General features: G+C 72.6%; 14 protein-coding genes. 10 read left to right on the top strand and 4 right to left on the bottom strand.

The window, feature by feature from the left end; translation table 11 throughout:
- The first annotated feature begins 333 nt into the window (after window positions 1-333).
- On the top strand, window positions 334-1,221 hold the full coding sequence (locus tag FXF68_RS17905) for a hypothetical protein (RefSeq protein WP_148760503.1): 888 nt from the start codon (window positions 334-336) through the stop codon (window positions 1,219-1,221).
- Here FXF68_RS17905 and FXF68_RS17910 read toward each other — a convergent pair whose 3' ends face one another.
- The 3 genes from FXF68_RS17910 to FXF68_RS17920 form a co-directional block, all read right to left on the bottom strand.
- Window positions 1,222-2,328: a hypothetical protein gene (locus FXF68_RS17910; protein ID WP_187437976.1), complete on the bottom strand. Its 1,107-nt coding sequence runs from the start codon at window positions 2,326-2,328 to the stop codon at window positions 1,222-1,224.
- A gap of 1,144 nt (window positions 2,329-3,472) precedes the next feature.
- A complete protein-coding gene (locus FXF68_RS17915) occupies window positions 3,473-4,420 on the bottom strand; it encodes a hypothetical protein (protein WP_187437977.1) in 948 nt (315 codons plus the stop codon).
- A 137-nt stretch (window positions 4,421-4,557) separates the two neighbouring features.
- A complete protein-coding gene (locus FXF68_RS17920) occupies window positions 4,558-7,086 on the bottom strand; it encodes an ATP-binding SpoIIE family protein phosphatase (RefSeq protein ID WP_148760507.1) in 2,529 nt (842 codons plus the stop codon).
- A gap of 236 nt (window positions 7,087-7,322) precedes the next feature.
- On the opposite strand from FXF68_RS17920, the gene FXF68_RS17925 reads away from it, so the two are divergent.
- The 7 genes from FXF68_RS17925 to FXF68_RS17955 all read left to right on the top strand — a co-directional run bounded on the left by FXF68_RS17925 (window position 7,323) and on the right by FXF68_RS17955 (window position 16,946).
- Window positions 7,323-8,114: a TetR/AcrR family transcriptional regulator gene (locus FXF68_RS17925; protein WP_187437978.1), complete on the top strand. Its 792-nt coding sequence runs from the start codon at window positions 7,323-7,325 to the stop codon at window positions 8,112-8,114.
- Between the two features lie 165 nt (window positions 8,115-8,279).
- Entirely contained in the window at window positions 8,280-11,426 is a 3,147-nt protein-coding gene (locus FXF68_RS17930) for a M14 family metallopeptidase (RefSeq protein WP_148760511.1), read from the top strand.
- A 412-nt stretch (window positions 11,427-11,838) separates the two neighbouring features.
- A complete protein-coding gene (locus FXF68_RS17935; protein ID WP_148760513.1) occupies window positions 11,839-12,441 on the top strand; it encodes a sigma-70 family RNA polymerase sigma factor in 603 nt (200 codons plus the stop codon).
- Between the two features lie 356 nt (window positions 12,442-12,797).
- On the top strand, window positions 12,798-13,220 hold the full coding sequence (locus FXF68_RS17940) for a CBS domain-containing protein (protein ID WP_148760515.1): 423 nt from the start codon (window positions 12,798-12,800) through the stop codon (window positions 13,218-13,220).
- 137 nt (window positions 13,221-13,357) lie between these two features.
- Window positions 13,358-14,176, top strand: coding sequence for an ANTAR domain-containing response regulator (locus tag FXF68_RS17945; RefSeq protein WP_246178763.1), 819 nt, complete (start codon window positions 13,358-13,360; stop codon window positions 14,174-14,176).
- A 163-nt stretch (window positions 14,177-14,339) separates the two neighbouring features.
- Window positions 14,340-16,361: a SpoIIE family protein phosphatase gene (locus FXF68_RS17950; protein ID WP_148760519.1), complete on the top strand. Its 2,022-nt coding sequence runs from the start codon at window positions 14,340-14,342 to the stop codon at window positions 16,359-16,361.
- A 72-nt stretch (window positions 16,362-16,433) separates the two neighbouring features.
- Entirely contained in the window at window positions 16,434-16,946 is a 513-nt protein-coding gene (locus FXF68_RS17955) for a DUF6328 family protein (protein ID WP_148760521.1), read from the top strand.
- Window positions 16,947-16,988: 42 nt separating this feature from the next.
- On the opposite strand, the gene proS is transcribed toward FXF68_RS17955, so the two are convergent.
- Window positions 16,989-18,437 (bottom strand): proline--tRNA ligase, encoded by a 1,449-nt coding sequence (gene proS / locus FXF68_RS17960; RefSeq protein WP_246178764.1) that lies wholly within the window; start codon window positions 18,435-18,437, stop codon window positions 16,989-16,991.
- A gap of 101 nt (window positions 18,438-18,538) precedes the next feature.
- Between proS and FXF68_RS17965 the strand changes: the two genes are divergently transcribed.
- Both FXF68_RS17965 and FXF68_RS17970 read left to right on the top strand, forming a co-directional pair.
- Complete coding sequence (locus FXF68_RS17965; RefSeq protein ID WP_148760523.1) at window positions 18,539-20,233, top strand: proline--tRNA ligase; 1,695 nt, start codon at window positions 18,539-18,541, stop codon at window positions 20,231-20,233.
- A gap of 43 nt (window positions 20,234-20,276) precedes the next feature.
- On the top strand, window positions 20,277-21,920 hold the full coding sequence (locus FXF68_RS17970; protein ID WP_148760525.1) for an ABC-F family ATP-binding cassette domain-containing protein: 1,644 nt from the start codon (window positions 20,277-20,279) through the stop codon (window positions 21,918-21,920).
- Window positions 21,921-21,936 lie beyond the last annotated feature (16 nt).

Raw genomic sequence — 21,936 nt, forward strand, 5'->3', positions numbered from 1 at the left:
GCGGCGCACAGCCTGAGGCACGGCACAGGTTAGGCGGCGCACAGGTTAGGCGGCGCACAGGTTAGGCGGCGGGGCGTGGGCCGAGTTCGTGCGCCGACGCCGTTGGCTCGGAGTGGGCGTGGGTCACGGCGGTGGGCGGGTTGTGTTCGGGGGACGTCCGTTCGGCCGGTTGTGGTCGTCGTTTCTGGCGTCGACGGTGGAGCACGCGGGGTGGGTGGGGAAGGGCTGGGGCGGCTGGGCGGGGGCATTGGGGCGGGGGTAAATGACGGGCCAATCGGACGAGATCTGTTGCGAGATCGGCGGGCGGGGCCGTGGGTGGTTATCGTCGGGACCATGACCACCGTGATCCTCGTTCTGCTGTGTCTGGCGATCGGAGGGCGCGAGCTCTATCTGGCGTCCGACAAGCGGCTTCCCCGCGCACAGGCTGAGCTGCGCGAACTGCGTAATCAGGTGGCCGAGCTCGCGCGGCGCCACGACGCGCTCAAGGCGGTGGTGGACGAGGCGACCGAGCCCGCCGGAATCCCGATCCCGCCGCCCCCGCCGCAGTCGGAGGCCGCGCCCAGCGAGGTCGTCGACAGGCTCGACTCCGTCGGCGGGCGGGTCGATCGGCTGGAGAAGCAGCTCGGCGACATCTCCGACGACCTCGCGGGCCTCGATCTCGACCGCGACGCGCAGCACGCCCTGGCAAGGTCGCTGGACGCGGTGGAGCAGGACGTCCAGGAACTGCACCGCGAGATGCTCGACCGCCTGGACCGGGAGGAGGGCGTCGTCACCGGTGTCCTGCTGAGCGAGGAGGGCGAGGCGGAGGCCCTGCTCGCGGAGGCGTACGAGCGGTGCGCCGCCGAGTACGGGCTGCGGGTCCGGGTGCGCGACCAGCGGTCCGGGCAGGCGACGGGGACCTACTGGGGGACGGTCTACCAGCTCTCCGGCCGCCGTCCCGAGGTGCTCGCCGAGGATCTGTTCTCCTACGTCCGGGGCCTGTACGACCCGCGCGACTCGTCGGCGTTGAACGCGCTGCTCACCGAACTGGCGGCGCTGCGCGGCGGCGGGGTCGCGCAGTTCGGGCCGTTCACGGCGGTCAGCACGCAGAGCGCGCTCGTCTGCGGCGTCCTCCCGGACCAGGACGCGCCGCCAGCCGAGCCGTGGCAGCTCGTGGACCATCTCCGCGAGCTTCCGGCCGACCGGCGGAGCGACCTGTCCTGGTTGCGCTCCGACGACTGATCAGGGCCGGACGAACCGGGGCGCGCCGCCGCCCGCCCGGTCCACGCCGAACGCGAGCAGGCACCGGGGGACGCGCGCCGCGTCGACCTGGAGGCAGAGGCCGAGGCCCAGCTCGGGGTCGACGAAGACCACGCGGCGCAGTGCCCGGAGCGCGCGTCGGGTCCGGGCGCGGGTGTCGGGACGCGCCGGTTCGTGCAGCGTCCCGGTGACGACCCGTCCGGCGTAGCGCCACAGGACCGCCGAGTCCAGGACCCGGACGCCCGCGGACGCCAGATGCGCGACGATCACCACGCCGCTGTCGTCGTCCTCCGCCGCGTTCGGGACGAGCCCTTCACCCTCTCCGGGGAGTGGACGGGGCGCTCGCGGTCCGCCGACCGCACGGTGATATCGAAGCGGGTCGAGGGTGTCGATGACGAATGCCCCGGCATATGGGCGCGACGCTCGCGGTGGGCCTTTCGGTGAGGTGCGGGACGGGCGTGTGCCCAGGTGAGCGCTCAGGTCGAAGACCATTCCCGCGTCGTCCAGCCATGCCGGGACGCCGATTCCGGCCGCGGATTTCCGGTCGAGCGCGTCCATCGTCCGCCACAGTTCGTCGGTGCGGCCGGAAAGCTTCGCCGCCATTCCCAGCCCTGGGAATGCCCCTTCCAGGACGGCGAGCGTCGCCCGCCAGGTCGTGCTTCCGACGAATTCGGCGACGAACGCGTCCGCCAATTCCATGCGGCGGCCGGGATCGGCCATCGGGCCGGGACGGACGGCCGCCTCCGCGGGCGCCCATTGCGGCGTCGTCACGTCCGGCCTGGTCACCGAGGGAGGCTCGACGGAGAGACCCTTGCTGGGGAGGAACGGCTCGTCTTCGCGCGGTGCGTGCCGTCCGGCGGACGGCTCCTTCGAGAGCGGATCGGCGCCCGGCTCCCACGAAGACCCGCCCGGACTCCCGTAGGGCGGCTCCCCGCCCCGGGGCGCGGGCACGCTGGGCGCGCTGTCCGGGAGCGCCGCCGGAGGCTCCTCCCCCGAGCCCTCCCAAGTGGACGGCTCGCTAAAGGCCGTCTCGGACGGCTCGCGTACCGTCCACGACGACGGCACGTCGGGCTCCCCGCCGGTGGGCACCCCGGCCTGCGGGGTGATCCGCGGATCGTGCGGCTGCCACGACGTCGACGACCCGGCCGAAGCGGACCCACCCGAAAGCGAATCATCCTGTGGGACGGAACCCGGATCGTGAGGCTCCCATGCGCTGCCGTCACCTTGGAGTGGATCCCGCGACGTAGGCGACGGCGGTTCGGACGTCGGCGGCGGGGTCACGCCCGGCGCATGCGGCTCCCAGCCGGAGGAGGACGGCGACTCGGCCGCCGGAAGACCACCGGTCCCAGGCTCAGACGACGCGCCCGCCTCTTGAGACCAGCTCGGCCGAGTCTCCTCCGGCGCACCGCCACTCTGAGCCTCCGATCCGAAGGGCGTCGCCTCGCCTTGGGACCAGGCGGACGAGATCTCCCCCCGCGCACCGCCACCCCTTTGGGCCTCAGACTCGAACGGCGTCGTCTCACCTTGAGACCAGGTCGGATGGGACTGGCCCGGCGCGCCGCTCTGAGGGGCCGAGTCGAACGGTGTCGCCTCGCTTTGGGACCAGGTCGGATGGGGCTGGCCCGGAGTGCTGCCGCCTTGAGGGTCCGGGGGCGGGGGTGTCGTTGCGCCTTGGGACCAGGGCTGCGGGGTTTGGCCCTGTTCGGTGCCGCGCTCTGCTTCGGGTGGTGGCGTCGGGTTCTCGGTCCAGGTCGGCGGGCTCTGTCCCGGCGCGGAACCGGCCTCCGGGCCGGAGAACGTCGCCTCGCCTCGGGACCACGGCTGAGTCTGCCCGGGCGCGCCGCCGCCTTGCGATTGCGGGCCGCCTTGGGACCACGGTTGGGCCTCCCCTAGGGCGCCGCCGCCTTGCTGGGCGGACTCTGGGGTGGCTGGGGCCCCGGGTTGGGACCACGGCTGCGGGGGTTGGGCCGGGGTGCCGTCACTCAGAGGTTCCGGGGGTTGGACGGGGACCCAGTCGGAGGGGGGTGAGGAGTCCTGGGAGGAGGTGCTGCGGCCCGCGACGTGGACGTCTCCCGGGTAAGGGCCGGGACGCCGGCCGGGGGCCGTGTCGCCCGAGGGGGGCGGGTCCGTGGGGCCGGGGTCTGAGGGGCCGGGGTCGTCGGGACTGGGACGGTCACTCGGGCCGAATCTCACGATGTCGATCCTGCGCTCACTTCAAGATCATCGGCAAGTTTCAACGGCGGCCTTCGGGGGTGCCGAAAAGCGCGGTGCACAGGGCCTCCAGGCTGTCGGGGGCGGTCTCTTGCGGAGAGGCGTCCGAGGGGACGGACTGCTTTCCTCCATTCCTCTGATGCTCGGTTCCGGGCTCCGGATCGTCCCCGGCGGGCAGGACGGTCAAAGCGTTCTTGTCCAGGCGCAGCCGGACGGACACCTCGCCGCGCTCAGGGTCGTCCGTCCCCTGGGCGGCGGCGATGTCCCGGCGGCCGACGGAGATGATCTCCGGGACGTCCACCACCAGGGCGCCGGCGTGCAGCGCGTCCAGCCACAGGTCGAGGACGCGGTGGGCGAGGCCGTTGAGCAGGCGCCCCCACGGTTCGACCAGGTCGGCGGGGACGTCCTCCGTCTGCAGCTCGGGAAGCCCGTACCGGCCGAGGCCCTTGGTGGTGAAGAAGAAGCCGCGCGGGCCCGCCGTGTGCGGGAGCAGCATCCAGTCGGTGAGCCGGACGGCGCCGTCCGGGCCGGGCAGGGAGCGGCGGAGGTGGTCCCGGCCGAGGATCTGCGGGGTGAAGGCGTCGATCACGGGGGCGTCCACGGCGGCGCCGAGGGCGCCCGCGATGGCCCGGGCCGCCCACTCGTGTGCGGGGGGACGGCCCGGGCGGAAGGCGGCGCGGACGGCGAGGAGGTGGGCGGCGCCGTCCACCGCCGCGAGGTCGGAGGCGGCGGCGCCGTAGGCGGCGAGCAGGTCGCGGGGCAGCGGCGGGAACCCGGACGCGGGGCGCTGGTCGAGGGTCACCATGGGGCTGTCGAGCATCCCGAGGACGAGGTCGCGCAACGGCGGCCCGGTGTGCCGCGTCACCTCGTCCCTGGCCAGCACCGCGGGGTCGGAGATCGGCGCGGGCAGCGCCAGCGCGTAGGTGGCGTAGAGCGTCTCCGGCACGGGCAGCGTCAGACTGGAACCCAACCTCGTTCCCCCGTCGGCCTCGATGAGCGTCCGTCACCTTCGATCTGAGCCGACGAGGCCGTTGGAAACTAACTGTCGCCGCCGGAACATTTACCTCACATAACCGCGAGCCGGACAACAACCGCAACACGGACGGCTCAGCCGGGCAGCCGATGCTCGAACCACACCACCTTCCCGCGTTCCGCGCGGTGCGTCCCCCAGCGCTCGGACAGGAAGCTGACGAGCTGGAGCCCGCGTCCCGACTCGTCGGTGGCGTCGGCGTGCCGGAGCCGGGGCAGGTCGGCGCCGTCGTCGTAGACCTCGCAGAGCAGCGTCATGCCCCTGATCAGGCGCAGCCCGATGGAACCCGCGCCGTGCACCAGCGCGTTCGTGACCAGCTCGCTGACCAGCAGCTGGACGGTCTCGATCAGCGGTTCGAGGCCCCATTCGGCGAGCTTCGCCCCGGCCTGCGCGCGGACCCACGGGACGGTGCTCGGCACGGGTTCGAGCTCCCAGGCGCCGACGTCGTCCTTCGGGATGCCGTCGAAGCCGACCGCGACGATGGCGATGTCGTCGGCGGGGGTGGCCGCGGCGAGCGTGTCGAGCAGCGAGTCGCAGGTGAGGTCGAGGTCGGGGGTCGCCCCGGTGAGGCGGCCGCGCAGCTCGTCGAGGCCCTGCTCGATGTCGCGGTCGCGGCGTTCGAGCAGGCCGTCGGTGCAGAGGACGAGCTGCGACCCGTCCTCGACCTCGATCTCCATCGCCTCGAACGGCTCGCCGCCGACCCCGATCGGCACCCCCGGCGGGACGGACAGCACGCGGCTGTCGCCGATCGCCGACACCAGCACCGGCGGGACGTGCCCGGCGTTGGCGAACGTGCACCGCCGCTCGACCGGGTCGTACACCGCGTAGAGGCAGGTGGCGAGGTAGTCCTCGCCGAGGCGGCGGGCGAGGCCGTCGAGCTGGCGGAGCAGCCGGGCGGGCCGCATGTCCTCACCGGCGAGGGCGCGGACGGCGGTGCGGAACTGGCCCATGATCGCGGCGGAGGTGAGGCCGTGCCCCATCACGTCCCCCACGACGATGCCGAGCCGGCAGCCGGGCAGCGGGATGGCGTCGAACCAGTCGCCGCCGACCTGGGCGGCCTGCTCGGCGGGACGGTACCGGTACCGGACCCGCGCGCCCGCGACGTCCGGCGGGTCGTCGGGCAGCATGCTGCGCTGCAGCTCCTCGGCGACCTGGACCTCGCGCCGGTACAGCCGACCGTTGTCGATGCAGAGCGCGGCGCGGCGGGCCAGCTCGTCCACCATCGCGAGGTCGAACTCCTCGAACGCGGGCCGGTCGGGCTTGCGCACCAGCTCGAACGTGCCGAGCACCCGGCCCCGCGCGATCAGCGGGACGATCAGCAGCGCCCGCCCGGTGAGCAGCGGGCCCAGGTCGCGTCCGCCGAACGACGCGGCGAGCAGCTCGGCGCGGCCGGCCCCGACGCGCGGGATGTGCACCGGACGCCCGGTGCGCATGGCCTGGACGAACGGCGTCCCCGGCGGCAGGAGGAGCGCCTCGTCCTCGGGGACGACGGCGTCCCAGCGTCCGGGCTCGTCGTTGTGGACGACCGCGACGCGGCGCAAATGCGTGGTCTCGTCGACCTCGTCGACCGGCGGCGCCGAGTCGGCGACGACTCGTTCCAGCAGCTCGACGGCGGCGAAGTCGGCGAGCCGCGGCACCAGCACCTCCGCCAGCGCGCGGGCGGCCTGCAGGTGGTCCAGCGAGCTGCCGATCTGCTGTCCGGCCTCGCCGAGGTAGGTCAGGGGTTCCCTCACGGCCTTCGTCTCCAATCCCTTTTCAGGGCGCGGAATCGGGGCGGGGGGCGGATGCGGCGCATCCGGGCATGGACTGCTGCGGGGCGGGCGGGCTGGTCGGGGCTGCCGCGTCGCGCGCCGGGGCGGGGCGGCGACGGGCCGGGGCTCGGCCGGGGCGGGGCCGGGCTCCGGGAGCCGTTCGGATGGAGTCGGCGGAGCGGGCGGCTCTCCCCCGGTGCACGGGACGATCGGCAACCGGATGGTCAGCCCGAGGGACAGGGCGGGGCGGCCGAGTTCGACCACCCGCGTCGCGATCCGCTCGGACGTAGCCGGGCTCATCGCGGCCAGCATCTCCGCCAGCCGGACGGCGAACGGCACGGCGTCCGCGTCCTCGCCCGCGCCGTCGCCGCCGCGCGGGGCGTGGCCCGGCGGCGCGAGGGCGGGCTCGACGCGCAGCAGCCGCGCCCCGGCCTCCCGCCTGACGGTGCCGTCCGGCGGCTCGATGGGCAGGTCGCCGACGGTGACGCAGGGACCGTCCCGGCGGAGCCGGCGCAGGTCGGCGGCCAGCGCGAGAACGCTGACGTCCGGCCCGCCCGGCCCGGCCCGGCCGCCGTCGATCGGGTACACCCACCAGCCGACCTCGGCGCGCTCGCCGGTGTCGACCCGCGGGACGGCGCAGGCGCCGCACCACACGTGGCCGAAGATCCCCGGTTCGAACGCGCCCCGGTTCTCCGGCGGGAGCCGCAGGAGCGACGCGGGCGAGCGTCCGACGGCTTGGAGACGGTCGACGCCGAACAACTCGGCGGCGACCTCGTCCCAGTGGCTGATGCGTCCGCGCCCGTTCAGCGTGATGGCGGCCATCCGCGCCACACCCAACAGGTCGGTGATGACCATGCGGTCCCCCTCCCCGGGAGCGAAGCTGATGCAGACGCTCCCGGCAACTCGCAGTAAAGGAGACGTTACCTCTTGTAAGCATTTCGCGCTGGAGGTCAGCGGAACTCTCTCCGAGTGAGCGCTCACTCATCTATGCGGGACGTGCTAACGTCCAGGGCAGGCGGCCTCTGCGCAACGGCCGCCCTGTGCGTGACGACCACGCGTGACGGCCATGGAGACGAACGACGGGAGGCCCGGTGGCGGCAGGCTCGACGGCGAGAGCGACCGCGGCGGGGTCGATGCGGGAGCGGATCCTGGCGGCGGCGGTCGAGGTGATCCGCGCCCGCGGGATCGTCGCGGCGACGACCAAGGAGATCGCGCGGAGCGCCGGGGTCTCCGAGGGCAGCCTCTACAACCACTTCGCCAACAAGACCGCCCTGTTCGCGGCGGCGCTCGGCGAGGTCACCGGGACGGCCCGCACCGCGATGGCGGCGCTGCTCGCGTCCGCCGGGCAGGGCACGGTGGAGGAGAACCTCGTCCGGCTGGCGTCCGACATGGTCCGCTTCTACGGCGAGCTGCTGCCGATGACCGGCCCCGTGCTGGCCGACCCCGAGCTGATCGCCTGGCTGCGCGACGACGGCCCCGCCAGGGCGCAGGCCCAGAAAGCCCACCCGGCCCCGCCGCAGTCCGGGCAAGCACAGATGGACGCGGCGGCCAAGACTCGCGCGTGGGCCGAGAGTGGCCAAGACGGGGCGCCCGCACCGCACGGCGCACCCGGCGGCCCTCCCGGCGGTCCGACGGCGGGTCCGGTGATGGGCCACGCCGCGCTGATCGGCTACCTGGAGGCGGAGCGGCGGGCGGGACGCCTGTCCCCGGACACCGACCCGCCGTTCCTCGCGGCGGCCCTGCTCGGCGGCTGCCAGCAGCACGCCTTCCTCACCCGGCTGGCGGGCGCGGACGCGGTGTCGGCGGGCGCCCGGCTGCCCGCGGCGGCGGAGGAGTTCGCGGCGCGGCTCGTCCGGACGATCATGGCGGGCCACCTCCGCTAAGCCCCGGCGCAGGGGTCCCGCGACCGCTCCCGGACACCGCCGCTCACCGCGCGCGACGCCCGGATGACCGAATGCGGCTTAGTACGCCAAAGGCCCATTGACACCTTTCCTCCCCCGGCAGAAGATCACGCAGCCCCCACGTCGATCTCCTGCAAGGGAGGCGCGATGTCGCGCACTGTGTTCCGGCGCCGAAGACTGACCCCGGTCCTCGCCGCCGCCGCGCTCCTGATCGGAGCGTTCAACGCGGCCCCCGCCGCGGCCGCACCGAAGCCGTCCCCGGCGTCCGGCGCGGCCGTGGACGTCTACGCCGCCGAGCTGACCTCCGCCCAGGTCGGCACGCTGAACCGCCTCGGCCTCGACCGCGAGGACGTCAGGCTCTCCAAGGGCGCCGAGAAGGACACCGTCCACGTCGAGGCCGTGCTGAGCCAGGCCCAGGCCACCGCGCTCAACCGGCAGGGCCTCGGCCTGACGGTGAAGAGGGTCGGCGGCAAGGACGCGCGGCAGCGCGCGCTGGCCGCCCCCGCCCCGAAGGTCTTCCGCCCCTACTCGGGCGCCGGGAACATCCACGACGAGCTGGTCAAGGTCGCCGCCGACCACCCGTCCATCGCCACCGCGGTCGACATCGGGACGTCCCTCCAGGGCAAGCCGATCACCGCCGTCAAGGTCACCAAGGACGTCCGCGGCCACCGCAAGCGCCCGGTCGTCGTCTACCAGGCCGCCCAGCACGCCCGCGAGTGGATCACTCCGGAGATGGTGCGGCGCCTGCTCCACTACTACGTCGAGGGGTACGGCACGAACCCCGAGACGACGAAGATCGTCGACACGACCGAGCTGTGGTTCATCCCGGTCGTCAACGTCGACGGCTACGACCTGACCTTCCAGGACGGCTTCCGCCTCTGGCGCAAGAACGCCCGCGACAACAACGGCGACGGCCAGATCACCGGAGCGGACGGCGTCGACCTCAACCGCAACTTCCCCTACAGGTGGGGTTACGACAACGAGGGCTCGTCCGACCAGCCCACCGGCCAGACCTACCGGGGCAAGGCGGCGGGCTCCGAGCCCGAGACGCAGGCCCAGGTCGGGCTGTACAAGAAGCTCCGCCCGTCCTACCTGGTCAACTACCACTCGGCGGCCGAGCTGCTGCTGCACGGCGTCGGCTGGCAGGCCCTGACCCGCAGCCCGGACGACGTGATCCACGACGCGCTGCTCGGCGACATCGACCACGCGGCCGTCCCCGGCTACACGCCCGAGCTGGGCGCGCAGCTCTACACGACGAACGGCGACACCGACGGCCTGGCCGACAACGTCTACGGCGCCCTGTCGATCACGCCGGAGATGGCGACGTGCGCGACCGCCGCCCGCTCCGACCCGAACGACGAGTGGGAGCCCGGCAACTGCGCCAGCGACTTCGAGTTCCCGGACGACGAGAAGCTGATCTCGAAGGAGTTCCAGAAGAACCTGCCGTTCGCGCTGTCGGTCGGGAAGTCGGCGCAGAAGCCGGACGAGCCCGTCTCCGCCGTCGGACGCACCGCCCCCGACTTCGAGACGGACGGTTTCACCACGTCCTACGGCTCGTCGCAGCAGGTCGCCTCGGTGATCCGCCGGTCGCTCGGTCACAAGGAGCTGAAGTACCGGGTCAACGGCGGCCGCACGCGCACCGAGGACGTCCGCGAATGGCGCGGCGGCGAGCGCTTCGGAGACGAGAACAACGTCTACTACGCCGAGTACCGCGGCAAGATCGAGCGGCAGAGACCCGGCGACAAGGTCGAAGTGTGGTTCACCGGCAAGAAGGGCCACAAGAACGTCGAGAGCAAGCACTTCACCTACACGGTCCGCGACCAGAACAAGGCGGACGTCCTGATCATCGCGGACGAGGACTACACCGGCGTCAACCCGACCTACCCGGCCGGGACGAACCAGCCCCGCTACGCGCAGCAGTACGCGGACCTGGTCAAGGCCGCCAAGCACCGTCCGCTGGTCTGGGACATCGACAAGGACGGCGTCCCGCACGACCTCGGCGTCCTGAAGCACTTCAAGGCGGTCGTCTGGTACCTGGGCGACAACCGCCTCACTCAGGACGCGGCCGACGACCCGGTCAAGACCTATCTGGGCGACCAGCCCGACTCACAGGTGGCGGACCGGGAGAAGGACCTGCTGCTGTCCGTCCGGTCGTACCTGAACGAGGGCGGCAAACTCCTCCACGCGGGTGAGACGACCGGGTACTACGGCCCGGTCAGCCGCCTGAACGGAGGCGGCATCTACTACGGCCTCAAGGGGCACCCTGAGAAGCCGTGCGTCGTGAAGGGCAACTTCCGCGACGACTGCGAACTCCTGTCGGACGACTTCTTCCAGTACTACCTGGGCGCGTACGACAGGCAGCGCGTGGGCGCGCCGACGACGTTCATCGGCGACAAGGAGCCGTTCGACGGCGTCACGGCCAAGCTCACCGGGACGCCGAGCAACCCGCTGAACGAGGCGGGCGGGTTCCAGGTGACCTCGACCGTCCTGCCCAAGGCCCAGTTCCCGCAGTTCACCAGCTGGAAGGCGGGCGACTACACGGGCGCGGCGGCGCCCACCGAGCCCGTCGAGGGCCAGTGGTACGTCGCGGGCCCGCACCAGGACGGCCTCTACCGCCGCCTGACCCGGACGATCGACCTGTCCTCGGTCACGGCCGCTCAGGCGCCGACCCTCCAGGCCCAGCTCTCGTACAGCACGGAGACGGGCTTCGACAACGTCATCCTCGAAGCGCACACCGCCGGCTCCGAGGACTGGACGACGCTGCCCGACAAGAACGGGAGGACGAGCACGGCCGTGCCGGAACAGTGCGAGCAGGGATACCTCCTCGACATGCATCCGTTCCTCGGCCACTACCTCACCCGGGGCAACCCCTGCGGCAACACCGGATCGTCCGGCCAGTGGAACGCCATCACCGGCAACTCCAACGGCTGGGTCCCGGTCGCGTACGACCTGTCCGCGTACGCGGGCAAGAAGGTCGAGGTGTCCATCGCCTACGTCAGCGACCCCGGCAGCGGCGGAACCGGCCTGTTCATCGACGACACCAAGGTCACCACGACCGGCGGGACCGTCGACGCCGAGGGCTTCGAAAGCGGCCTCGGCCCCTGGACGGTCCAGCCCGCGCCGCCCGGCAGCCCCGGCAACACCGCCGAGTTCGCCCGCGCCCAGGCGCTGATCGACTCCGTCTCGTCGGTCGCGACCGAGAACACCGTCCTGCTCGGCTTCGGCATCGAGCAGGCGGCCGCCGCCGACCAGCGGACGCTCGTGGCGAGGGCGCTCGGGCACCTGATCGACTGACCGCCGGGTCCCCGGGAGCCGTCGCCCCTCGCCTCCCGGGGACCCCCTATATCGCCTGTTCAGCACCGGTACGAGCAGAACGCGACCGGATGTGATGGACGACACGTGACCGCGCGCAACCTTCCGGCCCCTCCCGTGCGTCTTACCTGACGAAGACCACCGACGGGTGCAAGCGATCCGATCGCGCACGGCCCGCGACGTCCCGGGAGAACCGGGGTCGCCCTGGCGAAAGCCGATCCACGCGGACTCCCGGCCGCCCCTCCGCACGAGGCCGGCGGCCCATCCGAACCCGTCGGGAACGGTGGCACGTACCACATTACGGAGGGCGGTTCGCCCGCCCGGTCCGCGCGTGCCCCCGAACACGCGCCAGCAACCGGCCCGCCACCTGGGCCTCTACCTACGGGGAGCGACGATGACCGCTGTGAACACGCCCGTCCGCCGGGCCGCGAAGGGCCCCGCGACCGTCGACAGCGCGCGGCGCTACGAGCGCGACGTCCTGCCGCTCGCCGACCCGCTGTACGCCAGCGCCGTCCGGATGACCCGGAACTCCGCCGACGCCGAGGACCTCGTCCAGGAGACCCTGGCCAAGGCCTACGTGAACTTCCACCAGTTCCAGGAGGGCACGAACCTCAAGGCGTGGCTGCACCGCATCCTCACCAACAACTTCATCAACACCTACCGCAAGAAGCAGCGCGAGCCCCAGCGCGCCGGTTCCGAGGAGCTGGAGGAGTGGCAGATCGCGCAGGCCGAGGCGCACTCGTCCGGCTTCCGCTCCGCCGAGTCCGAGGCCCTCGACCGCATCCCCGACTCCGAGGTCGTCAGCGCCCTGCGCGCCCTCCCGAAGGACTTCCGCGACGCCGTCTACCTGGCCGACGTGGAGGGCTACCCGTACAAGGAGATCGCGGAAATGATGGGCACCCCCATAGGCACCGTGATGTCCCGCCTGCACCGAGGCCGCAAGCAACTACGCGAGTCCCTGGCCACCCACCGAGCAGCCCACGTCCTAGCCGCGTAACCCTCTCCCGTAGAAGATCCCGCAGTCACGGAAGTGACTGCGGGATCTTGCATTTCCAGCAACAAGATGCGGCCGAACAACTACCGTCAGCAAGGAAAAGATCCGCAACGACCTCAGCCACCACAGCACCCCGCAACAGCCAAAACAGTCGCGATCGCGTCCGAAGGCAGGTTCGAGCGAAGCAAGAACCTGATCGCGAAGCGAGCCCCAAGGCGAGCCGAAGCGATGCAGCGATCGCACGCCTTGCACGACGATGGAGGGCCCCCCGGGCCCGAAGGAGGAGTGCAAGGCAATAAATAGGGTAGAGCGGACACGGGCGAACGCGAGCCGCCGGGAACTGGAAGGATGTGCGCGCGATGCCACCTAGGGTCAGCGACGTGATGACGGCGCAGCCGCTGACACTGCCGCTCGACGCGACTCTGTACGAGGCCGCGCGGATCATGCGGGACGAGGGCATCGGCGATGTCCTGGTGACGTTCGCGGGACGATTGTGCGGGGTGGTCACCGATCGCGACATCGTGGTCCGCGGTGTCGCGGAGAGTCGCGACGCGTCCCGCACGCCCCTGGGGGACGTGTGCACGGCGGACTTGACGACCCTCAATCCGGACGACGACACGGGCACCGCGGCGCGGTTGATGGCCGAGCAGGCCGTCCGGCGGCTGCCGGTCGTGGACGCCGAGCACCGTCCGATCGGGATCCTTTGCATCGGCGACCTGGCGGTCGCGGACGGGCAGCGCGGTCCGCTGTCCGCCATCAGCAAGGCCCCGCCGAACAACTAGCGAACGATGGTGCCAAGCCACGGGGCGGCGGTGTGGAGCAAGGCGAGATGAACCAGCGTGACCAGCGACGTTACGGACGGGGCGACGGCCAGGCGCCGCCGGTCCCGCCGCCCGCCGGGGAGGCTAGTCTCAGAGGGGTGAAGTCCAGCGAAGTCGTCCTGACCGACCAGCTCGCGCTGGAGATCGCGCGGCTGGGGATGGTCGGGGAGTCGTCCGACGTCGGCACCCTGCACCGGGTGACGGAGCTGGCCGCGCGGGTGGTGCCGGGGTGCGCGGGCGCGGCGAGCGTGCGATGGGCGCTGCCGGAGCTGCCGGGCCTGCCGACCGACCCGGCGCACGACGTGCCGCACGTCCCGCCGCAGAGCGCGACCCCGGACGCGGCGTCCCCGGCGGCGGGCGCGGTGGAGATCAGGCCGGAGCCGCTCGCGGCGGCGGCGAGCCATCCCGACCTCGCGGAGGTCACCGACCGGCAGCTCGCCCGCGGCCGCGGGCCGGTCTTCGACGTCGTGCTCGACCGGCGCCCGCTGTCGTCCGACGACATCCTCGGCGAGACCCGCTGGCCGGACGCGATGGCCGACATGCTGCGCCGCGGGGTGCGCTGCTTCACGACGTCCCCGCACCTGAACCCGCCGGTCCTGGTCACGCTGACGCTGTACGGGGTGACGCCGAAGGCGCTCGGCGACGGGCGGCACGCGCTGGCGTCGCTGCTGCTCGCGCAGGGCAGCGCGGCGGTGTCGAACACCCAGCAGTACGACGACGTGCACCGGACGGCGATGCAGTTGCAGGAGGCGGTGGAGGCGCGGGCCGTCGTCGACCAGGCGAAGGGCATCCTGATGCACGCGCTCGGATGCGACGCGGACGAGGCGTTCGCCGAGATGCGTCGCATCTCACAGACACGCCATGTGAAGCTCACCGCGCTCGCCCAGCGTATCGTCGGTCATCAGGGGCTTCCCTAGATCATGGCGCTAGGCGCATGCGGAAGCTGCGCATAAGCTGCGAGCCAGGCCGCGGCCAGCGGCTCCGACCGCCGTGGTCCCGATGATCGTGGATCCGTCCGGCCGGGGCCGGACGGCAGCGACCCCTGGTTCCACCCTGATGCGCGGACGAGAGGGAGACCGGATGCGCGATCAGCCCGACCAGCTCGAACCCGAGACCCTGCTACGTGAGATCTCGGATCTCGAGGGGCGCATCGGCGAGCTGCGCCAGGCCGCCGGCGTGCCGGAACCCGACCTCCGCGCCACGCTGGACGCGGCCCTGGTCGAGCTTGAGCTGGCGCTGACCGTGCTGCGGACGATGGGCTCCGAGCACACCGGCGAGCAGGGCGGGTCGGCGGCGGCCGAGACCGAGCGGCGGGTGCTGCGGACCGTCTTCCAGGACGCGCCCGTCCCGCTGTTCCTGCTGGACCGCGGCACCAGCGTGCGGCGGGCGAACCGGCAGGCCGCGGCGCTGCTCGGCACGTCCGCCGGATACGTGTCGGGCAAGCAGTTCACGGCGTTCTGCGACATGGCGACCCGCGCGGCGGTGCGGTCGCAGCTCGCGGCGGTCGTCCGGACGGGGCGCCGCCGCCGCGTCCAGGTCCGCTTCCTCGGCCGCGACCGGCCGGTGGACGCGGTCGTGACGCTGGCCCGGGTGTGGATCCGCGGCGAGCCCGACCCGATGGTCGTCGTGGCGGCCGGGCCGCTGAGCCCCCCGCCGGACGAGCCGCCCTCGGGGCCGGCCACGGTGAAGCAGGCGAAGGGCCGCCCGGCGGCGGCGTCGGCGCGGGCGGACGCCGCGCGGGCGGACGCGGCGCCGGGGAAGGCCGCCCCGGGCGCGGCGCCCACGGACGACGAGGCGGTCGCGACGATCCTCCACCGGATGGACGTCCTCGCCACCGCCAGCGAGCTGCTCCTCGACGAGCCGGTCTTCAACGAGACGGTGGCGGTGCGGCGCTGCGCGCGGCTGCTCGCCGCCGAGCTGGCCGACTGGGCGTTCATCGACCTGACCGGCCCGAACGGCGGCCCGCTGGCGTCCGGCCCCGGCGCGAACGCGACGCCCCCGCTGCGCCGCCAGGTCGTGATGGGCCCGGAGGACGAGCACTCGGTGGAGGCGGCGCGGATGCTGGAGGAGGTCCAGCCCGCCGAGAACACGCTGCCGCACACCGTGTACGTGACCCGGCAGAGCGCGCTGCGCCCGCACCTGGAGAACCTCGACGTGCTCGGGGTGTGCCCGGACGGCCAGCCGATCTGCGGGAGGATCGGCGTGACGTCGGTGCTGAGCGTCCCGATCGAGGACGGCGACCGCTCCCTCGGCGCGATCACGCTGGCGGCGAGCGGCGAGTACGGCCCGTTCGACCTCATGGACCTCGGCGTCGTGCAGCGGCTCGGCCGGTACCTGGCGCTCGTGATCCGGGCGGCGCGGCTGTACCGGCGGCGCGCCGAGGTGGCCGAGACGCTGCAGGCGGGGCTGCTGCCGAAGGCGCTGCCGGTGATCCCGGGCGTGCGGGTCGCGGCGAAGTACCTGACGGCGACGCACGGCTCGGAGGTCGGCGGCGACTTCTACGACGTGTTCCGCACGGAGGACGGCTGGGGCCTCATCCTCGGCGACGTGTGCGGCAAGGGCGAGGACGCGGCGGCCGTGACGTCGACGGCCCGGCACTGCGCCCGGCTCGCGTCCCGGTGGAAGTCGCGCCCGGCGGAGGTCCTCGGCATGGTGAACGAGGCCCTCCTCGACGAGGACCGGTTCGTCACCGCCGTGATGGCCGGGCTGACCCTGGAGCCGGACCGGGTGGTCGTCTCGCTGGGCACGGCGGGCCATCCCCCGGCGGTCGTGGTCCGCGCGGACGGGATGATCAGGTCCGCGTCGCGCGGCGGCGTCCCGCTCGGCCTGTTCGAGGACTTCGAGCCCGGCGTCGACACGGTCGAGCTGAACCCGGGCGACACGCTCATCCTTCATTCGGACGGCGTCCTCGAAGCGTGCGACATGCTGCGGCAGGAGTTCGGGCAGGAGCGGCTGCTGGAGGCGCTCGCCGCGCACGCGGGCGACACGCCGGAGGGGATGCTCGCCGGGGTGGAGCGGGGGCTGCTCGACTACTGCGACGGCGACCTGCGCGACGACGTGTCGATGCTCGCGCTGCGCGTGGAGCCGCCGTCGCTCACCTAGGCGGTTGTCCAAATGAGTTGGACATCACTGACATAGCGGACTGTCGCCCGCTGTGCTGGGTAGATCGCGTCCATGAGCGCCGATTCCGCCGACAAGCCTCGCAACGAGACCGAGCACGAGCGTCTCGACCGGCAGCTGATGGAGCTTCTGCAGGGGTTCCGCGTCGCGGTCACCGGTGTGCAGGTGCTGTTCGCGTTCCTGCTGACCGTGCCGTTCTCCGCCCGCTTCTCCAAGGTCGACTCCACCGGCCGCCCGCTGTTCTACATCGCGCTGTTCGGCGCGGCGGTCGCGTCGATCTGCTTCATCGCGCCCGTGTTCCAGCACCGGATCCTGTTCCGGCTCGGGCAGAAGGCGCTGCTGATCAAGCGTGCGAACCGGTTCGGGATCGTCGGCGCGTTCGCGCTCACCGTGTCGATCACCGCGGCGACGACGCTGATCGTCGAGTCGCTGGAGGACGAGGCCGCCTGGACGGCCCTCACCGCGGCTGCCGTTCTGGCGCTGTGCGGGTGGACGTGGTTCGTCCAGCCGTACCTGACGCGGCTGAGGGCGCACCGCCGCGGCGCCGCCGACGGGCAGAGCCCCTGACCGCTCCGGTCAGGGGCCCTTGGGTCGAGCTCGCGGCGGCGCTCAGTAGGCGCGGCCGAAGATGACGCGCTTGCCGTAGGCGGACGGGCGGCCGCACTTCACGCACACGCCCGTCTCCTCCGGGGCGTCGGCCGGGATGACCCGGGGCGTCGCGGCGGTCTCGGCCTTGATGTCGTCCTCGCAGGTCGTCTCGCCGCAGTGGAACGCGCGGGCCCAGCCGGACGCGACCTGCGCGACGAACTCGTCCCAGCCGGCCACGGCGGCGGTGTGCTCCTCGCGGAACGCCTCGGCCCTGGCCAGCAGGAACGACTGGAAGTCGGCGAGGATGCCGGGGAGCAGCTCGGGCAGCTTCTCCAGCGGGACCTGCTCCTTGCCCTGCCCCTCGACCGTCGGCAGCCGCCGCACGAGCGTGCCGACGCCGGCCTCGATGTCGCGCTTGCCGAGCTCGATCCGGACGGGGACGCCGCGCATCTCCCACTCGTTGAACTTGAAGCCCGGGGAGAGCTGCGGGCGGTTGTCGTCGACGTGGACGCGGATGCCCATCGACTTGATCGCCGCGCCGAGCTTGCGGGCCTCGGCGGCGGCCTGCTCGCCCTGCTCCTTGCGCCCGATCGGGACGATCACGACCTGGTAGGGCGCGAGCCGCGGCGGCAGGACGAGCCCCTTGTCGTCCCCGTGCGTCATGATCACGGCGCCGATCATGCGGGTCGTCATGCCCCAGGACGTGGTGTGCGCGAGCGTCAGCTTGCCCGCCTCGTCCTGGTACTGGATCTCGAACGCCTTGGCGAAGTTGGTGCCGAGGTAGTGCGACGTCCCGGCCTGGAGGGCGCGGCCGTCCCGCATCATGCCCTCGATCGTGTACGTGCGGACGGCGCCCGCGAACCGCTCGCCGGGCGTCTTCTCGCCCGCGACGACGGGGATGGCGGCCAGCTCGCGCGACACGCCCGCGTAGGCGTCCAGGGCCCACATCGTCTCGCGCATGGCGTCGTCCTCGTCGGCGTGCGCGGTGTGGCCCTCCTGCCAGAGGAACTCCGTCGTCCGCAGAAAGAGGCGGGGGCGCATCTCCCAGCGGATCACGTTCGCCCACTGGTTCAGCAGCAGCGGCAGGTCGCGGTGCGAGTCGATCCACTTGGCCATGTACTCGCCGATGATCGTCTCGGACGTCGGCCGCACGACCAGCGGCTCCTCGAGCTCCTTGCCGCCCGCGTGCGTCACGACGGCGAGCTCCGGGGAGAAGCCCTCGACGTGCTCGGCCTCGCGCTTGAGGTAGGACTCCGGGATCAGCAGCGGGAAGGAGGCGTTGTCGTGCCCCGCGTCCTTGATCCGCCGGTCCAGGTCGGCCTGGAGCAGCTCCCACACCCGGTAGCCGTACGGGCGGATGACCATCGTGCCGCGCACCGGGCCGCGGTCGACGAGCTGCGCCTGCACGACCAGCTCGTTGTACCAGGCGGAGAAATCCTCGCTCTGCGGCGTCACACCTTCTCGACTCACGGCAAACAAGGGTACTGACCGGCGGCGCCTGGTTATCACGCTTTCCCTGACGGGTCGCCTTCCCGGCGGGCCGCCGGCCGGCGCTTCGCTACCCTCTCGGGATGCGCTGGTCCCAGATGTTCGCGCCCACGCTCCGCGACGACCCGGCGGAGGCGGACGCGCCGAGCCACCGGCTGCTGCTCCGCGCCGGGTACGTCAGGCAGCTCACCGCCGGGCACTACTCGCTGCTGCCGCTGGCGGTGCGGGTCCGGGCGAAGATCATCCAGATCGTCCGGGAGGAGATGGACGCGATCGGCGCGCAGGAGATGCTGCTGCCCGCCCTGCACCCGGCGGAGCCGTGGCGGCGGTCCGGCCGCTGGGACCTGATGGGCCAGGAGATGTTCCGGCTCAAGGACCGGCGCGGCGCCGACCACGCGCTCGGCATGACGCACGAGGAGATCTTCGCGACGGTCGCCCGGGAGCTGAACTCCTACCGGCAGCTCCCGCAGCAGTGGTACCAGTTCCAGACGAAGTTCCGGGACGAGCCGCGCCCCAAGGGCGGCCTCATGCGCACCCGCGAGTTCACGATGAAGGACGCCTACAGCTTCGACCTCGACCGTCCGGGGCTGGACGCCTCGTTCGACGCCTACCACGGCGCCTACACGCGGATCTTCGAGCGGCTCGGGGTCCCGGCGCTGCCGTGCGACGCGTCCAGCGGGACGATGGGCGGGTCCGGCTCGACCGAGTTCATGTGCCCGTCCGAGGTCGGGGAGGACTTCGTCGTCCACTGCCCGAACTGCGGGTACGCGGCGAACATCGAGCGGGCGACCTCGGTGCTGCCCGCCGCGTCCGACGGGCCGGGCCTGCCCGGGCCCGAGCGCTTCGACACGCCCGGCGTCCGCACGATCGCAGACCTGCTGGCCTATGACGCGCCCGGCGACCGGCAGGTCAAGACGCTCGTCTACGTGCTGGACGGGGCGCTCACGCTCGTCCTGCTGCGCGGCGACCACCCGCTCAACGAGCAGAAGCTCGTGGACGCGACCGGCGCCGCCGAGATCCGCGCCGCCGAGCCGGACGAGATCCGGGCCGCGCTGGGCGCGCTGCCCGGCAGCCTCGGCGCGGTCGGCGTCTCCCTCCCGGTGATCGCGGACGAGGCGCTGCGCGGCCGCCGCGACATGTTCACCGGCGCGAACGTCGACGACACGCACCTGCGCGGCGTGGACGTCGAACGCGACATCGAGGTGGGCCGCTGGGCCGACCTGCGCGAGGTCGCGTCCGGCGAGCGGTGCGTGCGGTGCGGTGAGGGGCTGGAGATCCAGCGGGCGATCGAGGTCGGGCACATCTTCAAGCTCGGCGACGGATACGCCCGCGCGCTCGGCGTGGAGGTGCTCGACCCGGACGGCCGCCGCGTCCCGGTGATCATGGGCAGCTACGGGATCGGGATCGAGCGGGCGATGGCCGCGATCGTCGAGACCCACAACGACGAGCGCGGGATCGTGTGGCCGCTGTCGGTGGCGCCGTTCCAGGTCGCGGTGGTGGTCGCGCAGGCCGACGACGCGGAGGTCTCCGAGGCGGCCGAGGACGTCTACGCGGGCCTCCGGGCGGCGGGCGTCGAGACGGTGATCGACGACCGGGCCGAGCGCGCCGGGGTGAAGTTCCGCGACGTGGAGCTCACCGGCATCCCGTTCCGCGTCACGATCGGGCGGCGCGGGCTGGCGGAGGGCGTCGCGGAGGTCACGACCCGTGCCACCGGCGGCACCGACAAGGTCGCCCTGGACGCCGTCGTGGGGCACGTGCGGGCGCTGGCCGTCCCGTAATTGGTTTGACGGGGTCGGTCCGCCTTTCCGAGACTCGACGACCATGGGACACGTCGAGGTCGGGCACGTCCGCCACACGCTGCCGGACGGCCGCGTCCTGCTGGACGACGTGTCGTTCCGCGTCGGGGACGGTCTGGTGGCAGCGCTGGTCGGCCCCAACGGAGCTGGAAAGACGACGCTGCTGCGGCTGATCGCCGGGGATACGCCGCCGCAGGAGGGGACCGTCGCGCACAGCGGCGGCCTCGGCGTGATGCGGCAGTTCATCGGCGGGATGCGGGACGACTCGTCCGTCCACGACCTGCTGCTGTCGGTCGCGCCGCCGCGGGTGCGGGAGGCGGCGGCCGCCGTCGAGGCCGCCGAGCTGGTCATGATGGAGCGCGACGACGAGCCCGCCCAGATGCGCTACGCGACGGCCCTCGCGGGCTGGGGCGACGCCGGGGGCTACGAGATCGAGGTGCTCTGGGACGCCTGCTGCGTCGCGGCGCTCGGCGTCCCGTACGAGTCGTGCCGGTGGCGCGAGGTGCGCACCCTGTCCGGCGGCGAGCAGAAGCGGCTCGCGCTGGAGGCGCTGCTGCGCGGCCCCGACGAGGTCCTTCTGCTGGACGAGCCCGACAACTATCTCGACGTCCCCGGAAAGCGGTGGCTCGAAGACCGGCTTCGGGAAACGTCCAAGACCGTTCTGCTGGTGTCGCACGACCGGGAACTGCTCGACCGGACGGCGGAGCGCATCGTCACGGTCGAGGCGGGGCACGTGTGGATTCACGGCGGCCGTTTCTCCACCTATGCCGCCGCCCGCCGCGACCGCAACGAGCGCCTCGAAGAACTGCGCCGCCGCTGGGACGAGGAACACGCGAAACTCAAGGAACTCGTCAACACGCTCCGCACCAAGGCCACGGTCAACGACGGTTTCGCCTCCCGGTACCGCGCGGCGCAGACGCGGCTGCGCAAGTTCGAGGAGGCGGGGCCGCCGGAGGTCCCGCCGCGCGACCAGAACCTCAAGCTGCGGCTGCGCGGCGGGCGCACCGGCAAACGGTCGGTGATCTGCGAGAACCTCGAACTGACCGGGCTGATGAAGCCGTTCGACGCCGAGGTGTGGTTCGGCGAGCGGGTCGCGGTGCTCGGTTCGAACGGGTCGGGGAAATCGCATTTCCTGCGCCTTCTCACCGCCATCGCGGAAACGCTGCCGAGGGGCGCGGCGCCCGCGTCTCCGGTCGCGTTCACGGGCACGGCCCGGCTCGGCGCGCGGGTCGTCCCCGGCCTTTTCGCGCAGACCCACGCGCGTCCCGACCTCGCCGGGCGGACGCCCTGCGAAATCGTCATGACCGAGCACGCCCGGCTCCGCAACGACGCGATGAACGCGCTCGCCCGCTACGAAATGCAGCACTGCGCCGAGCAGCCGTTCGAGACGCTTTCGGGCGGGCAGCAGGCGCGCCTCCAGATCCTTCTCCTGGAATTGGGCGGCGCCACCCTCCTGCTCCTGGACGAGCCGACCGACAACCTCGACCTCGCCAGCGCCGAGGCCCTTCAGGAAGGGCTGGAGTCGTACGAGGGGACGGTCCTCGCGGTGACCCACGACCGCTGGTTCGCCCGCGCCTTCGACCGCTGCCTGGTCTTCGGCGCGGACGGCTCCGTCTACGAGTCGGCCGAGCCCGTCTGGGACGAGACCCGCGTGGCCCGCCCCCGCTGAACCGGCTCCGCCGAAC

Source organism: Actinomadura decatromicini, from assembly GCF_008121305.1.
GTDB lineage: Bacteria > Actinomycetota > Actinomycetes > Streptosporangiales > Streptosporangiaceae > Spirillospora > Spirillospora syzygii.

Bases quoted from the DNA above. Each gene is read 5' to 3' on its own strand.
- FXF68_RS17905 (WP_148760503.1), top strand. From the start codon at position 334: ATGACCACCGTGATCCTCGTTCTGCTGTGTCTGGCGATCGGAGGGCGC.
- FXF68_RS17920 (WP_148760507.1), bottom strand. From the start codon at position 7,086: ATGGTCATCACCGACCTGTTGGGTGTGGCGCGGATGGCCGCCATCACG.
- FXF68_RS17930 (WP_148760511.1), top strand. From the start codon at position 8,280: ATGTCGCGCACTGTGTTCCGGCGCCGAAGACTGACCCCGGTCCTCGCC.
- FXF68_RS17935 (WP_148760513.1), top strand. From the start codon at position 11,839: ATGACCGCTGTGAACACGCCCGTCCGCCGGGCCGCGAAGGGCCCCGCG.
- FXF68_RS17940 (WP_148760515.1), top strand. From the start codon at position 12,798: ATGCCACCTAGGGTCAGCGACGTGATGACGGCGCAGCCGCTGACACTG.
- FXF68_RS17950 (WP_148760519.1), top strand. From the start codon at position 14,340: ATGCGCGATCAGCCCGACCAGCTCGAACCCGAGACCCTGCTACGTGAG.
- FXF68_RS17955 (WP_148760521.1), top strand. From the start codon at position 16,434: ATGAGCGCCGATTCCGCCGACAAGCCTCGCAACGAGACCGAGCACGAG.
- FXF68_RS17965 (WP_148760523.1), top strand. From the start codon at position 18,539: ATGCGCTGGTCCCAGATGTTCGCGCCCACGCTCCGCGACGACCCGGCG.
- FXF68_RS17970 (WP_148760525.1), top strand. From the start codon at position 20,277: ATGGGACACGTCGAGGTCGGGCACGTCCGCCACACGCTGCCGGACGGC.